Here is a 13,912-nt window from a genome sequence, read left to right on the forward strand (position 1 = left end):
GGCATGGACGAACAATCGGGGAGCATTCGGAAGGTGGGCCGGCAAGCCGGCATGGTCCTGATCGCACGTCCTGCGTCGGGCTATTCCGTGCTCCAGCGGGTCTTGCATTGGGGTGTGGTTCTGCTGTGCTTGGCACAGATTCCCACGTCGTGGGCCATTGCTCGCACCCATATGACGCATGCCTTCATGCAGCCGGCTCCGTTCGACCTCTTCCTGCATCGCGTGCACGCCTGGGGCGGTTGGCTTATCCTGGCCTTCGGGGTAGCCCGTATCGGCCTCAGATATCTCCACGGTGTCCCGCCGCTGCCAGCGGCTTCCTCGCGAATCGCGCGCTGGGGGCCAGCGGTTAGTCACGTGCTGCTGTACTGTCTGCTCTTCGCGCTGCCGATCACCGGCACCGCCGCCATGTATGTGAACAGTGCGACCTTTGCCCCAATCCACCGGTTGCTGACATGGTCGCTGCTCGCCGTCGCGGTCGTTCACGCCGTTGCGGCACTCTGGCACCACCTTGTCCGCCGCGATGAGGTCCTTCGTCGAATGATCGTCGGTGTTCGCATTGCGAAATAGCGAAGGGCTGTTTGAATAAGACTTGAGCAAAATCAGTTCACTAGGCGGTGCCGCGCGAGGCTCTCACGCGTCAGGCCAGGCGTGCTCGGCCGTCGGAGCACTACGCCGAGATAGACGTCTGGCCCATCGACGAACTTAACCTCGATCAAAGACATGCTTCGGGGATCCGGCGACCAAGCAGGCTCGGCACGAGACGGGGCTCATGTCGCTGGCATCCGCGCCGAACTTCGGTGAGCATTCCACTGGGCGCCATGTGTCCCGAACGCCGTAACAACTAGCAGGATCGCGTAGAATGACCTCCGACAGGCCGCATGCCAACAATCACAGCGGTCATGCCGACCACGCTGGCCCACGGTGGCAGGACAATCATCACACCGATCCCAAGATCGTGGCGGCGGCCGGTTCCAGCCATTCCGAGCATGTCGGGCACGATCATGGTGTGATGGTCGCCGACTTTCGGCGCCGTTTCTGGGTCACGCTGGTTCTCACGCCACCCGTTCTTCTCCTTTCGCCAATGATCCAGCACTGGCTCGGCCTGGCCGAGACATTGGCGTTTCCTGGTGATGGGCTCGTGCTCTTCGGTCTTTCCACCGTCGTCTACGTCTATGGCGGCTGGCCGTTCCTCACGGGCTTCACATCCGAGCTGCGCAAGGGGCAGCCCGGAATGATGACCCTGATCGCGCTGGCGATCTCGGCCGCCTACTTCTTCTCGGCCGCCACCACGTTCGGTTTTCCAGGAGAGCCATTCTATTGGGAACTGGTGACTTTGGTCGCGATCATGCTTCTTGGCCACTGGGTCGAGATGCGCTCCGTGATAGGTGCGTCGCGCGCGCTCGAGGAACTGGTCCGGCTGCTACCCGACAGCGCAACCAAGATCGGCGCCGACGGCGCGATGCAGGAGGTCCCCATCTCCGCATTGCAGCCGGGGGATCGGGTTCTCGTCCGCCCGGGCGCCAAGGTGCCCGTGGACGGGAAGATCATCGAGGGGGCGTCCGGCTTCAACGAAGCGATGTTGACCGGCGAATCCCGCCCGGTCTCGAAGACGGTGGGCGCCACTGCCATCGGCGGCGCGATCAACGGCGCCAGCGCCGTGACCATCGAGGTGACGGCCACCGGCGATGCCACCTATCTTGCACAGGTCATTGACCTCGTGAAGAAGGCGCAGGCGACGCGATCCAGGACGCAGGATATCGCCAACCGCGCGGCCTCATGGCTTACCTACATCGCTCTCGCCATCGGCTTCGGTACGCTCTTCGTCTGGTGGCTGGTCCTAGGCGCGCCGCTTGAATTTGCGATCGAGCGCATGGTGACGGTGATGGTAGTCGCCTGCCCGCATGCGCTCGGGCTTGCCGTTCCGCTCGTCGTCGCCGTCAGCACCTCGCTCAGCGCCGGAAACGGGCTTCTGATCCGTGACCGCGCGGCCTTCGAACGCGCACGCAATCTGAACGCGGTGGTCTTCGACAAGACCGGAACACTGACGGAGGGCCGCTTCGGCGTGAGCGACATCGTGCTGCTCGCCGGCGGCGACGAGAACGAGGAACTCGCCTTGGCCGCAGCGGCCGAGAGCCAGTCCGAGCATCCGATCGCCCACGGCATCGTCGCCGAGGCCAGGGATCGCAACTTGACCGTCCCGAAGGCAAACGAGGCCAGCAACATCACCGGAGAGGGCATTGTCGCAAAGGTCGACGGTGCCGACATCCGTATCGTGAGCCCTGGCCACCTCGCAAGGCAGGGCAAGACGATCAGCCATGACAGGCTCAAGCAATTGGAGGCTCAGGGCAAGACGGTGGTCGTCCTCGTCCGCGACGGCGAGCCGCGGGCACTGTTCGCGCTAGCCGATATCGTCCGGCCGGAATCGGAGAAGGCCATCGCAGAATTGAAGGCACTCGGGATCAACTCCGTGATGCTCACCGGCGATGCCAAGGGAGTCGCGCAAGCGGTGTCGGACGAACTGGGCATAGCTGAATTTTTTGCCGAGATTCTACCGGATCAGAAGTCCGAGAAGATCAAGGAACTACAGGCGCGCGGACTGCAGGTTGCCATGGTTGGCGACGGCGTAAATGACGCGCCGGCGCTGGTCGTGGCCGATCTCGGGATCGCCATCGGCGCTGGTACCGACGTCGCCGTGGAATCGGCCGACGTCGTTCTGGTCAGGAGCGATCCACGCGATGTGGCCGCGATCCTCGGCCTGTCACGCGCTACCTACCGCAAGATGGTGCAGAATCTGATCTGGGCGACCGGTTACAACGCAATTGCCATCCCGATGGCGGCCGGCATCACCTTCGGAACGGGTTTTCTGATGACCCCGGCCGTCGCCGCCGTTTTCATGTCGGCCAGTACAGTCATCGTCGCGATCAACGCGCAGTTTCTGCGCTTCTACCGGAAGAAATGAGGAGCATGGTCCATGCGCCTGATCCTTCCCTTGCCCGGAAGCGAAACCTTCGCCCGCCATCTCGCCGAAGCTGGGGGATGGGAACTCGGCGCGATCGACACACGGCGATTTCCCGACGGCGAGACCTATGTCCGGATTCTGTCCGATGTCGCGGACCGGCCTGTCGATCTCGTCTGCACCCTGGCGCGGCCGGACGACGGGTTCCTGCGTCTCGTCTTCGCGGCCGATGCGGCCCGGTCACTCGGCGCGCGCGAGGTCACGCTCGTTGCGCCCTATCTCGCCTATATGCGGCAAGATCGTCGCTTTCTGCCCGGTGAGGCGGTGACCTCAAAGACCTTCGCCCGCCTCGTGTCCTCGACCTTCGACCACATGGTGACCATCGATCCGCACCTCCATCGCTATCCCGCTCTTTCCGCGCTCTACACGATCCCAACAGAGACGCTTCACGCGGCGCCGCTTCTTGCCGACTGGATCGCGGCCGAGGTGGAGAAGCCCCTCATCATCGGACCGGACGAGGAAAGCGAGCAGTGGGTCTCGGCCATTGCTGCGCGCATCGGCGCGCCCCATGCCGTTCTACGCAAGACCAGGCACGGTGACCGCAGCGTCGACGTCGAACTCCCCAATCTCTCGCGCTGGAGCGACCTTCGGCCAGTCCTCGTCGACGACATCGCCTCGTCCGGCGACACGCTCATTGAAGCTGCCGGCAAGCTTCCGCTCCAGGGATTCGCTCGGCCCGTCTGTGCTGTCATCCATGGCCTCTTTGCCGAGGATTCCTACGAACGCTTGTTGACCGTCGCCGACAGGATCGTTTCGAGCGATTCTGTCCTGCATTCGAGCAACGCCATTCATCTCGCACCTCTGATCGCCGCCACCATCTCGGCCGCCCAGAATGTCCCGCAGGACATCGTCCGCCTCAGGCGGTCGCCTGAACCGCTCGACCGCGCAGGCATCGACTCCTTTCCGGCCAGCGATCCTCCGCCAAGGACAAGCGGCGTCGGTCGGACGCGAACGGCAATCCCACGACAAGGAAAAGGTCATAGCGCGCATGAGTAAAACGACATTGGGCGCGTTCGCGATCTGGCAGAAGGGCTACGGGCCCATCAAGCACAGCGACGAGACGGTCGAGCGTGTTGCAGCACTGGCAGCCTCGGGACACATGGTGTCCGACAGGCTCTACCGGCTGCTCGCTGCCGCCGACCGCCTGACCTGCGCGGCAATGTGGGCCGTCGTCCACATGACCTATGCCCGCCGGGTCGATCTTTCGGGCGCGCCGCTGCCGGCCGATGCGTTCAAGCTGACGCCCGAAGGCCATACCGGTGGCTCGCTCAACATGGTTCCTGCTTTTGTCGGATATCTCACCGCCAACACAATCACCGCCAAGACCCGCTCCTGGCTGATGGGGCAAGGCCATTGCGTCGCCGCGATCGAAGCCGTCAACGCGCTGACCGGCGACGTCTCGCCGACGCAGAAAGGCCGCTACGACCGGACCGAGAAGGGGCTGTCCCAGCTCGCAGCCGACTTCTATTCCTACGCGATCGACGCGGAGGGCCGAGCGGCTGTCCCGCTCGGCAGCCATGCCGGTCCCCACACCGCCGGGGCGATCTCCGAGGGCGGCTATCTCGGCTTCGCCGAGGTACAATATGTGCACATGCCGCTTCCTGGGGAGAGTCTCGTCGCCTTCCTGAGCGACGGCGCTTTCGAGGAGCAGCGCGGATCGGACTGGACGCCCCGCTGGTGGCGCGCCGAGGAGTCCGGCCTTGCGATCCCCATCATGATCCTCAATGGACGCCGCATCGAGGAGCGCGCGCAGATTGCCCAGCAAGGCGGGACCGACTGGCTCGCCGCCCATCTTCGCCACAACGGCTTCGATCCCTTCGCGATCGACGGCCGTGATCCGGCCGCGTTCGTCTGGGCGATTCTCACGGCCGAGGAGCGGCTCGGACGTTTCGCCGCCGATGCCGACCACAGCTATCCCGCGCCCATCCCTTATGTGATCGCCGAGACGGTCAAGGGGTTCGGCTTCCCGGGCGCCGGCACCAACGCTGCGCACAACCTTCCGATTGACGGCAATCCGTCGCGCGATGACGCGGCACGAAACGCCTTTAACCAAGCTTCAGCGGCGCTCTTCGTGCCTATGGAAGAGATCGATCGCGCGGTCGGCGCGCTTGCCATCCATGACCTGCAGAACCGGCCGCTCGAAAGCCGGCATCCGCTCGCACTGCGACGCCCGCCGTCACCCCAACTCCCCGAGCCCGAATGGACCCGCCCCGGAGATCCGCCGGATTGCGCCATGCATGCGCTTGACCGCTGGTTCGTACGCGTCCTCGACGCCAATCCGGGCCTGCGGCCACGGGTCGGCAATCCCGACGAAATGCGATCCAACCATATGGGCGCCGCGCTCGATCGCCTGCGGCATCGCGTCAACCTCGCCGAGCCTGGGGTCGCCGAAGCCGTGGACGGCGCCGTCATCACCGCGCTCAACGAGGAAGCAGTTGCAGGTGCGGCGCTCGCCAACAAGGGCGGGCTCAACCTGATCGTCTCCTACGAGGCCTTTGCCATGAAGATGCTCGGGGGGCTGCGTCAGGAGATCGTCTTCGCCCGGCGCCAGCGCGAGGTCGGCCAGGAGCCCGGCTGGATCTCGGTACCCCTTGTCCTCACGTCCCACACCTGGGAGAATTCCAAGAACGAACAATCGCACCAAGATCCGACGATCGGTGAGGCGCTGCTCGGCGAGATGTCGGATACCGCGCGGGTGCTCTTTCCAGTCGACGCGAACAGCGCCATGGCCGCGCTCCGATCGGTCTATGACAAACGTGGCCAGGTGGCCTGCCTGATCGTATCGAAGCGCGACATGCCACACCGGCTCGATGGCGAGGCGGCTGGCCGGTTCGTGGCTTTGGGCGCGGCCCATATCGACGGCAATCCTAGCGAAGCCGACTTGCAATTGGTGGCGATCGGAGCCTATCAGCTCGAGGAGGCGCTCAAGGCCGCCCAGCGATTAAAGGCACACGGCCGCCGTATCGTCGTAACGGCTGTTTGCGAGCCCGGCCGCTTTCGCGCGGCGCGCGACCCGATCGAGGCCGCCTTCACCGCGAGCGATGAGGATCTCGCCGCACTGTTTCCCCCGCAGCTGTCCCGCGTGATCGTTAGCCATACGCGGCCCGAGCCGATGCTCGGCCTATTGCGCCGGCTGGACGGCGGCCCGACACGGACGATCGCGCGCGGCTATATCAGCCGCGGCGGTACGCTCGACGTCGCCGGCATGCTGTTCGCCAATCGCTGCTCCTGGGCGCATCTGATCGATGCAGCGGTACCGCTTTCGGGCTGGACGCGCGACGATCTGCTCACCCCCGCCGAACGCGCCGCCGTCGATGGTCGGGGTAGCCCCGCCGATCTCTTCCAACCCGCGATCTGAAGGCCACCATGCTCACGCTGACCTCGCTGGGCGGTGCAGGCACCGTCACCGGCTCGAAACACCTCCTTGCTCATGGCGGAAAGCGCATTCTGATAGACTGCGGTCTGTTCCAGGGCCTGAAGAATTTGCGCGAGCTCAATTGGGCGCCATTGCCGGTCGAACCCTCGAGCATCGATGCCGTCGTATTGACCCACGCCCATCTCGACCATTCCGGCTATCTGCCCAAGCTGGTGCGTGACGGCTTTCGTGGCCGGATCTTCGCCACCGGTGCCACCCGCGACGTTGCCGAGCTGATCCTCAAGGACAGCGGCCACCTTCAGGAGAAGGATGCCGAATACGCCAACCGCAAGGGTTTCTCCAAGCACAAGCCCGCTCTGCCGCTCTACGGGATCCGCGACGCTGAACGTGCGCTTGAGTTCTTCTCGGCTGTTCCCTTTGGAAAGGCCATTCAGCTTCTAGGCGGCGCGACGCTGACTTTTCGCCATGCTGGGCACATCCTGGGTGCGGCAACCGCCGACGTGGAATGGGCCGGCCGACGCATTGCCTTCTCCGGCGATCTCGGACGCTACGGCGACCCGGTCATGCCCGATCCGGAACCGATCCCAGAAGCCGACTACATCGTCATCGAGTCCACCTACGGAAATCGCGTCCACGAGCCGGGTGACACCACCGAACGCCTCGGCGCTGTCATCGAGCGCACGGTCCAGCGCGGCGGCACCGTGGTGATCCCGGCATTCGCGGTCGGCCGTGCACAGTCGCTGCTCTACCATCTGTGGAAGCTGAAGACCGCGGGCCGGCTTCCGAACATTCCGATCTATCTTGACAGTCCCATGTCGATCGATGCGACCGACCTGCTTCATGCCCACCGTGCCGATCATCGCCTCGCGCCGGAAGACTGCGGTGCGATCTGCGGGATCGCCACCTATACGAGAGACGTCGAAGATTCCAAGGCGATCACCGCGAGCCCCTTTCCGAAGGTGGTGATCTCGGCCAGCGGCATGGCAACCGGGGGCCGCGTGCTCCATCATCTGAAGGCTTTTGCACCTGAACAAAAAAACACGATCCTGTTTTCCGGCTTCCAAGCCGCCGGAACGCGTGGGCGAGCGATGTTGCTGGGCGCTCAGGAGATCAAGATCCATGGCGAATGGATTCCCGTTCGCGCGGAGGTCGATGATCTGGCGATGCTCTCGGCCCACGCCGACTCCGACGAGCTGATGCGCTGGCTCTCGGGCTTCCGTCACGGCCCATCACGTATCTTCATCGTGCATGGAGAGCCTGAGGCGGCTGAGGCGCTGCGCATACGCATCGACAAGGATCTCGGATGGAGCGCGAGCGTTCCCCGTCAGGATCAGGCGTTCGATCTATGATCGTAGCCCCCAAACGGACTGACGCCCTCGTACAGCCAGTGCTCCGCGCCAAGCGGCTTGGCCTCCACACCCAGCATCAGGCGGTGGTCATCATGCGGACCGATTGCCATGTCTGCCGTTCGGAGGGTCTTGCCGCACGCTCCCAGGTTCTCGTTTCAATTGGCAACCGGCAGGTACAGGCAATCCTCTTTCAGATAGAGGGCGACGAATTGATCGCGCTCGACGAGGTTGCACTTTCTGAGGCCGCCTGGGCGCTCCTCGGCGTTGCGGATGGCGAAGCCGTCAAAGTCACGCATGCGCCCGCGATCGAATCGTTGGCTAGCGTCCGCCGACGCATCTACGGCAACCGGCTGGACGCATCGGCCCTCGCGGCGATCGCCAAGGATGTTGTCGCGGGCCGATACACCGACGTGCATCTTGCCGCTTTCCTGACGGCGGGCGCCGCCTTGCCTCTTGACGAGGAGGAGACCGCCAACCTGACAGGCGCGATGGTTGAAGTTGGCGACCGCATGCACTGGGACGCCCCAATCATCGTCGACAAGCACTGCATCGGTGGCCTGCCGGGCAATCGCACCACACCGATCATTGTTGCGATCGTCGCGGCGCAAGGTCTCATCATGCCCAAGACCTCTTCACGCGCCATAACCTCGCCGGCAGGCACGGCCGACACGATGGAGACGCTCGCTCCGGTCGACCTCGACATTGTGATGCTCCGGCGCGTAGTGGAGGCTGAAGGTGGCTGCATCGCCTGGGGTGGCGCGGTGCATCTTAGTCCAGCCGACGATATCTTCGTGCGCATCGAGCGTGAGCTCGATATCGATACCGAAGGCCAGCTCATCGCGTCCGTGCTGTCGAAGAAAATTTCCGCTGGCTCAACCCATGTAGTGATCGATATTCCCGTCGGCCCGACAGCCAAGGTTCGCAGCGAGGAGGTCGCCGGTCATCTCGCCGAGCGCATGGGGGCGGTTGCCGCGCGCTTCGGCCTGTCCGCGATATGTCTCCAGACCGATGGCTCACAGCCGGTCGGCAGGGGGATCGGGCCGGCCCTCGAGGCTCTCGATGTCCTGGCTGTCCTTCAAAACGCCAGTAGCGCGCCGGACGATCTCAGGAGACGCGCTATAACGCTTGCGGGCGCAGCACTCGAAATCGGGGGGAAAGCCGAAAAAGGCCAAGGGACTCGATTGGCGCTCGAAACGCTCGCCGACGGCCGGGCCTGGAGGAAGTTCGAAGCGATCTGTGAGGCGCAGGGCGGAATGCGCACGCCCCCGATGGCGGCCAACGTCCATCCGCTTATGGCACCGCATGCGGGACGCGTCGTTCATGTCGACAATCGAAGGCTCGCCCGACTTGCCAAACTCGCTGGCGCGCCTGAGGCCAAGGTCGCCGGCGTTCGCATGGACGTGCGGCTGGGCGACGAGGTCGACAAGGGTCAGCCAATGCTTCATGTCCATGCCGAGACGCGTGCCGAACTCTCCTATGCCCTGGAATACGCCGCCCGGTCCGGCGATATCGTCAAGGTCGAGCCATGAGGCGGCCGTAGGTTCTCGCTCAAGTAGCGACAACGCCTTAGGATCAATTCTATCGGGGCGACAAGCTACTGCTGAAGATGAACAGGCGGCAATCGTGATCAGCTGCGCTGATCACGTGACTCTACCATCATGGACCAGGCCATGGACGTCTTGATCTTGCAGCTCGGTCTATCACTTGCCATCGGTTTGCTCGTCGGCCTGGAGCGTGGGTGGCGCGAGCGCGACACTCCGGATGGCGGGCGCGCGGCAGGTATCCGGACATATGGAATTTCCGGACTGCTCGGCGGGGTGGCGGCGGCTCTCAGCGCCAGCCTCGACGCCCCCGCCATCCTGATCGCAGGCTTCCTCGCCTTCGCTGCGGTCTTCGCCTGGTACAAGGCACGCGAATCCCTCCACGAGGAGGATTACAGCGTGACTGGTATCATCGCCGCTCTGGGCGTGTTCGCTCTGGGTGCGCTTGCCGTCGTCGGGGATCAACGCGCCGCGGCTGCCGGCGGGGCTGCGCTCGCCGCCGTCCTCGCCAGTCGCGAACTTCTGCACGGACTTCTCAGGCGAATTTCCTGGATCGAGCTCCGTTCGGCTCTGGTGCTCGCGGTAATGACGGCGATCATCCTACCACTGCTGCCCGATCGAGCCATGGATCCATGGGGCGGCTTCAATCCCCGCCGGGTATGGCTCTTCACCGTGCTGACGGCGGCGATCTCTTTCCTTGGCTACATCGCGGTCCGGGCCCTCGGCACGACCCGGGGTGTTCTGGTCAGCGGTCTTGCAGGAGCCGTCATCTCGTCGACCGCCGTAACTCTTTCGCTGGCACGGACGGCCAAGACGGGAGGGGATCCCTGGCCGTTGGCGGGTGCCGCGATCCTTGCGGCAGGCGTTTCTGTGATCCGGGTCACCACAATCGTCGCCATCGTCGCGCCGTCTGTACTGGGGGTTGCGGGTCTGGCCATCCTGGCCACGGTCGCCGGCTTTGCGGCCTGCGGCATCCTCACCTTCTGTCGCGCCACACCATTTCGGGCGAAGGTCCGCAACCGCCGGGCAACCCTTTCGAGGTGGGACCGCTGCTCCTGTTTGCGGGGCTCTTCGCGCTCGTCTCCACCGTGAGCGCCGCCCTTTCGGTCGGAAGCAGCGGTGGGATGGTCGCGACCTCCGCCATCTCGGGACTATTTGACGTCGATGTCGCGGTGCTTAGTGCGTTGCGGCTGCTCGGACTGCCGGCAACCATTGAGGCGGTCGGACACGCGGTGCTTCTGGCGCTCGCCACGAATGCCATTGGCCGCCTGACAGTCGCCGCCGCTGCGGGGCCGGTTCGCTTCTGGCTCCCGCTGGCGAGCGCCACCGTGGTGTCCATTGCGCTCGGCTATGCCGCCTTTGCGACGCTGCCACATTTCGAGTGGTCGGGTCCGTCGGCCGTGACCGGGTCTTGAATCGACGAGACATGAGCATATTCCATCGCCCTGCACCCGGACAACGTTGCAGCGGAAGGAACTCGGTGCCTGAAGCCGCGGCAGAATTCCCCTCGTCTGCCCGATCTCATGTTGTTCAGACGGGATGATCTGAGAGCACAGGTCGGTGATTTCGGCATTGCTGAGCTCGGCGTCACGCCATATCGGGATGGCGCCGGAATGGAGTGCGGCTCCTGGCATCTCTGCTCCGACAGCGCGCCACAGCGCCGGTCCGCTTCATGCCAACGGACCAGCGTCTATCCTTGCCCCGGGAGCAGAATGCGTCAGCCGGGTTGAACCTCCGCAGGATAGCCTGCGGATTTAAGCACCGCGCAGATTTGTTCGACGCCCGCCCTGCTCTCCAGTCTCACGATCTTCAGTGCCTGATCGACGTCAATCCTGGCGTCGGCGTCGATGCTCTTAAGGGCTTTGGTGACGGTTGCAGCGCAGCCGCCGCAGTTCATGTTGGGGATTTTCAAATTGACCATGGCTCTCTCCTTGATTTGCCTTTCATGAGCGAAGGTGGTGCTTCCAACAATGGGAAGGTCAATAGGTCTGCCTGCCGAAAAATTGCACCAATCGGCGTTGACCTTCCCATTGTTGGAAGCCCCATGTTTATGGTCACCAGTGATTCAAGGAGCTGACGATATGTCGACCTCAACCGCATTCGCCCAGCTCGACGCGCCATCCGCCACTCTACGGCTGCGCATCGAAGGCATGTCCTGTGCATCGTGCGTGGGGAGAGTCGAGAATGCCTTGAAGGCACTGCCAGGGGTGAGGCGCGCCTCGGTCAATCTCGCGACGGAGCGCGCCGAGGTCGATTTCTCCGTGCACCCTGACCCGCTTGCCGTGGTCGGCGCGGTCAAGACCGCCGGCTACGAGGTCGGTAGCGAGGCGGTGGAACTCGTCGTCGAAGGAATGAGCTGTGCGTCCTGCGTTGGACGGGTCGAGAAGGTCCTGAAGGCGCTTCCCGGCGTTCTTGATGCTTCGGTCAACCTGGCGACTGAAAAAGCATGCATCGACTATCTCGGCGGTTCTATTTCCACCTCAGACATGATTGCCGCAGTCGCAAGCGCCGGCTATGGCGCGCGCGCAGTGACGAACGGAGCGGTCGCCAAGGACCAGGAAGCCGCTCGGCGCGAGCGGGAAATGCGTTCCCTGCGCAACGCGCTGGTGCTTGCAGTGGTCCTCACGGTACCGGTCGTGGTGCTCGAAATGGGCAGCCACTTGGTTCCCGCGATCCATATGTTGGCGATGGAGACCATCGGACAGCAGGGTAACTGGTATGTGCAGTTTGCCCTGACGACATTGGTCCTGTTCGGTCCCGGCCTGCGTTTCTTCGTCAAGGGCGTCCCGGTGCTGTTGCGCGGCGGCCCCGACATGAACACGCTGGTTAGCCTCGGCACCGGCGCGGCCTGGGCCTATTCCGTGGTCACCACCTTCGCGCCTGGGCTGCTGCCGGAAGGCACCCATAACGTCTACTATGAAGCGGCGGCCGTGATCGTTGCGCTGATCCTGCTCGGCCGCTGGCTCGAGGCGCGCGCCAAAGGCCGCACGAGCGAGGCGATCAAGCAGTTGGTGGGCCTGCAGGCGAAGACGGCGCAGGTCCTCCGCGACGAAAAGGTGGTGCAGGTTTCCCTCTCCGAGGTGGTTGCCGGCGACATCGTGCGAGTGCGTCCTGGCGAGCGCGTGCCGGTCGATGGCGAAGTGCTCGACGGTTCGTCCTTCATCGACGAGTCCGTGATCACGGGCGAGCCGATCCCGGTCCAAAAGAGCGTGGGCGCGGCAGTCGTCGGTGGCACGATCAACAAGACTGGCAGCATCACCTTCCGCGCCACCAAGGTCGGCGGCGACACCGTGCTGGCACAGATCATCCGCATGGTCGAAGAGGCACAGGGCTCCAAGCTGCCGATCCAGGCGCTCGTCGACCGCGTGACGGGCGTCTTCGTTCCGATCGTCATGGGTATCGCGGCATTGACCTCCGTCGTCTGGCTGGTGTTTGGTCCCGATCCGGCGCTTGCCTTCGCGCTGGTTAACGGTGTTGCGGTCCTGATTATCGCCTGCCCCTGCGCGATGGGTCTCGCCACGCCGACTTCGATTATGGTCGGTACCGGGCGAGCCGCTAGGATGGGGGTTCTGTTCCGCAAGGGCGAGGCGCTCCAGACCCTGAGGGGCGCGAAAGCCATCGCCCTCGATAAGACTGGCACGCTGACGAAAGGTCGGCCCGAACTGACCGAGCTGTCGATGGTTGGCGGGTTCCAGGAGGCCGATGTGCTGTCCTTGGTTGCGGCCGTTGAAGAACGCTCCGAGCATCCGATTGCCGAAGCCATCGTCGCCGCGACGAAGCAGCGCGATCTTACCTTTGGAACCGTTCAGGCCTTCGAGGCGGTGCCGGGCTTTGGCGTCGCTGCGACCGTTGACGGCCGTCAGGTTGAGATCGGTGCGGATCGTTACATGAAGAAGCTCGGCTACGACCTCGCGGAGGTTGAGCCGATCGGCCGGCGCTTGGCGAGCCAAGGCAAGAGCCCGCTCTATGCCGCGATCGACGGCCGGCTGGCGGCGGCGATTGCCGTTACCGATCCGATCAAGCCGACGACACGCGATTCGATCGCGGCGCTGCACCAGCTCGGGATCAAAGTGGCGATGATCACTGGCGACAACGCCGGCACCGCCAACGCCATCGCCACGCAGCTCGGCATCGACGAAGTGATGGCGGAGGTTCTGCCGGACGCCAAGGTCGAGGCGATCAAGGCGCTGCGCCAACGCTTTGGGACCGTGGCCTTTGTCGGCGACGGCATCAATGACGCCCCCGCGCTCGCCGAGGCCGATGTGGGCGTCGCGATCGGGACCGGCACAGATGTCGCGATCGAGGCTGCCGACGTCGTGTTGATGTCGGGCGATCTGCGCGGCGTGGTCAACGCCATCGCTCTCAGCAAGGCGACTATCCGCAACATCCAGCAGAACCTGTTCTGGGCCTTCGCCTATAACGCCAGCCTGATCCCGGTGGCCGCGGGCGTCCTTTATCCGTTCAACGGAACGTTGCTCTCGCCGATCTTCGCGGCTGGCGCGATGGCGGTATCGAGCGTCTTCGTGCTCGGCAATGCGCTCCGTCTGAAGCGCTTCCAGCCGCCGATGATCGCCGACACAGCTCCCGCGATGCGGGCGCACGGACCAATGCTTGTTCCGGCCGAGTGACC

10 protein-coding genes are annotated in these 13,912 nt (G+C 64.3%); 9 read left to right on the forward strand and 1 reads right to left on the reverse strand.

The annotated features are described in order from the left end of the window. Positions 1 to 3: 3 nt before the first annotated feature. From AAC979_RS22155 to AAC979_RS22190, 8 genes are all read left to right on the forward strand, one after another. Positions 4 to 567 carry a cytochrome b gene (locus AAC979_RS22155; RefSeq protein WP_371349150.1) on the forward strand — a complete coding sequence of 188 codons (564 nt, stop codon included), beginning with the start codon at positions 4 to 6 and terminating at the stop codon, positions 565 to 567. A 292-nt stretch (positions 568 to 859) separates the two neighbouring features. Continuing rightward, a complete protein-coding gene (locus AAC979_RS22160; protein WP_371349151.1) occupies positions 860 to 2,959 on the forward strand; it encodes a heavy metal translocating P-type ATPase in 2,100 nt (699 codons plus the stop codon). Positions 2,960 to 2,971: 12 nt separating this feature from the next. Then, on the forward strand, positions 2,972 to 4,012 hold the full coding sequence (locus tag AAC979_RS22165) for a ribose-phosphate pyrophosphokinase (RefSeq protein WP_371349152.1): 1,041 nt from the start codon (positions 2,972 to 2,974) through the stop codon (positions 4,010 to 4,012). Continuing rightward, entirely contained in the window at positions 4,005 to 6,374 is a 2,370-nt protein-coding gene (locus AAC979_RS22170; RefSeq protein ID WP_371349153.1) for a xylulose 5-phosphate 3-epimerase, read from the forward strand. Before AAC979_RS22165 ends, AAC979_RS22170 begins: the two co-directional genes overlap by 8 nt. 8 nt (positions 6,375 to 6,382) lie before the next feature. Continuing rightward, positions 6,383 to 7,741 (forward strand): MBL fold metallo-hydrolase RNA specificity domain-containing protein, encoded by a 1,359-nt coding sequence (locus AAC979_RS22175; RefSeq protein ID WP_371349154.1) that lies wholly within the window; start codon positions 6,383 to 6,385, stop codon positions 7,739 to 7,741. Then, a complete protein-coding gene (locus AAC979_RS22180) occupies positions 7,738 to 9,270 on the forward strand; it encodes a thymidine phosphorylase family protein (RefSeq protein ID WP_371349155.1) in 1,533 nt (510 codons plus the stop codon). Before AAC979_RS22175 ends, AAC979_RS22180 begins: the two co-directional genes overlap by 4 nt. A gap of 141 nt (positions 9,271 to 9,411) precedes the next feature. Continuing rightward, positions 9,412 to 10,374 (forward strand): MgtC/SapB family protein, encoded by a 963-nt coding sequence (locus AAC979_RS22185; protein ID WP_371349156.1) that lies wholly within the window; start codon positions 9,412 to 9,414, stop codon positions 10,372 to 10,374. Next, positions 10,323 to 10,697, forward strand: a complete 375-nt coding sequence (locus tag AAC979_RS22190) for a DUF4010 domain-containing protein (protein ID WP_371349157.1) — start codon at positions 10,323 to 10,325, stop codon at positions 10,695 to 10,697. Before AAC979_RS22185 ends, AAC979_RS22190 begins: the two co-directional genes overlap by 52 nt. Positions 10,698 to 10,999: 302 nt before the next feature. Here the strand turns inward: AAC979_RS22190 and AAC979_RS22195 are convergent, their stop codons facing one another. Next, a complete protein-coding gene (locus tag AAC979_RS22195) occupies positions 11,000 to 11,203 on the reverse strand; it encodes a heavy-metal-associated domain-containing protein (RefSeq protein ID WP_371349158.1) in 204 nt (67 codons plus the stop codon). 160 nt (positions 11,204 to 11,363) lie between these two features. Between AAC979_RS22195 and AAC979_RS22200 the strand changes: the two genes are divergently transcribed. Then, the gene (locus AAC979_RS22200; RefSeq protein ID WP_371349159.1) at positions 11,364 to 13,910 is read left to right on the forward strand and encodes a copper-translocating P-type ATPase; all 2,547 of its coding nucleotides are present in this window, start codon (positions 11,364 to 11,366) and stop codon (positions 13,908 to 13,910) included. Positions 13,911 to 13,912 lie beyond the last annotated feature (2 nt).

Origin of the sequence: Ancylobacter sp. IITR112, assembly GCF_041415945.1 — a bacterium.
Lineage (GTDB): Bacteria > Pseudomonadota > Alphaproteobacteria > Rhizobiales > Xanthobacteraceae > Ancylobacter.

Excerpts from the sequence above, each read along its gene's own strand:
- AAC979_RS22160 (WP_371349151.1), top strand. The coding sequence starts at position 860 with ATGACCTCCGACAGGCCGCATGCCAACAATCACAGCGGTCATGCCGAC.
- AAC979_RS22175 (WP_371349154.1), top strand. The coding sequence starts at position 6,383 with ATGCTCACGCTGACCTCGCTGGGCGGTGCAGGCACCGTCACCGGCTCG.
- AAC979_RS22200 (WP_371349159.1), top strand. The coding sequence starts at position 11,364 with ATGTCGACCTCAACCGCATTCGCCCAGCTCGACGCGCCATCCGCCACT.
- AAC979_RS22170 (WP_371349153.1), top strand. The coding sequence starts at position 4,005 with ATGAGTAAAACGACATTGGGCGCGTTCGCGATCTGGCAGAAGGGCTAC.
- AAC979_RS22180 (WP_371349155.1), top strand. The coding sequence starts at position 7,738 with ATGATCGTAGCCCCCAAACGGACTGACGCCCTCGTACAGCCAGTGCTC.
- AAC979_RS22185 (WP_371349156.1), top strand. The coding sequence starts at position 9,412 with ATGGACGTCTTGATCTTGCAGCTCGGTCTATCACTTGCCATCGGTTTG.
- AAC979_RS22165 (WP_371349152.1), top strand. The coding sequence starts at position 2,972 with ATGCGCCTGATCCTTCCCTTGCCCGGAAGCGAAACCTTCGCCCGCCAT.
- AAC979_RS22155 (WP_371349150.1), top strand. The coding sequence starts at position 4 with ATGGACGAACAATCGGGGAGCATTCGGAAGGTGGGCCGGCAAGCCGGC.
- AAC979_RS22195 (WP_371349158.1), bottom strand. The coding sequence starts at position 11,203 with ATGGTCAATTTGAAAATCCCCAACATGAACTGCGGCGGCTGCGCTGCA.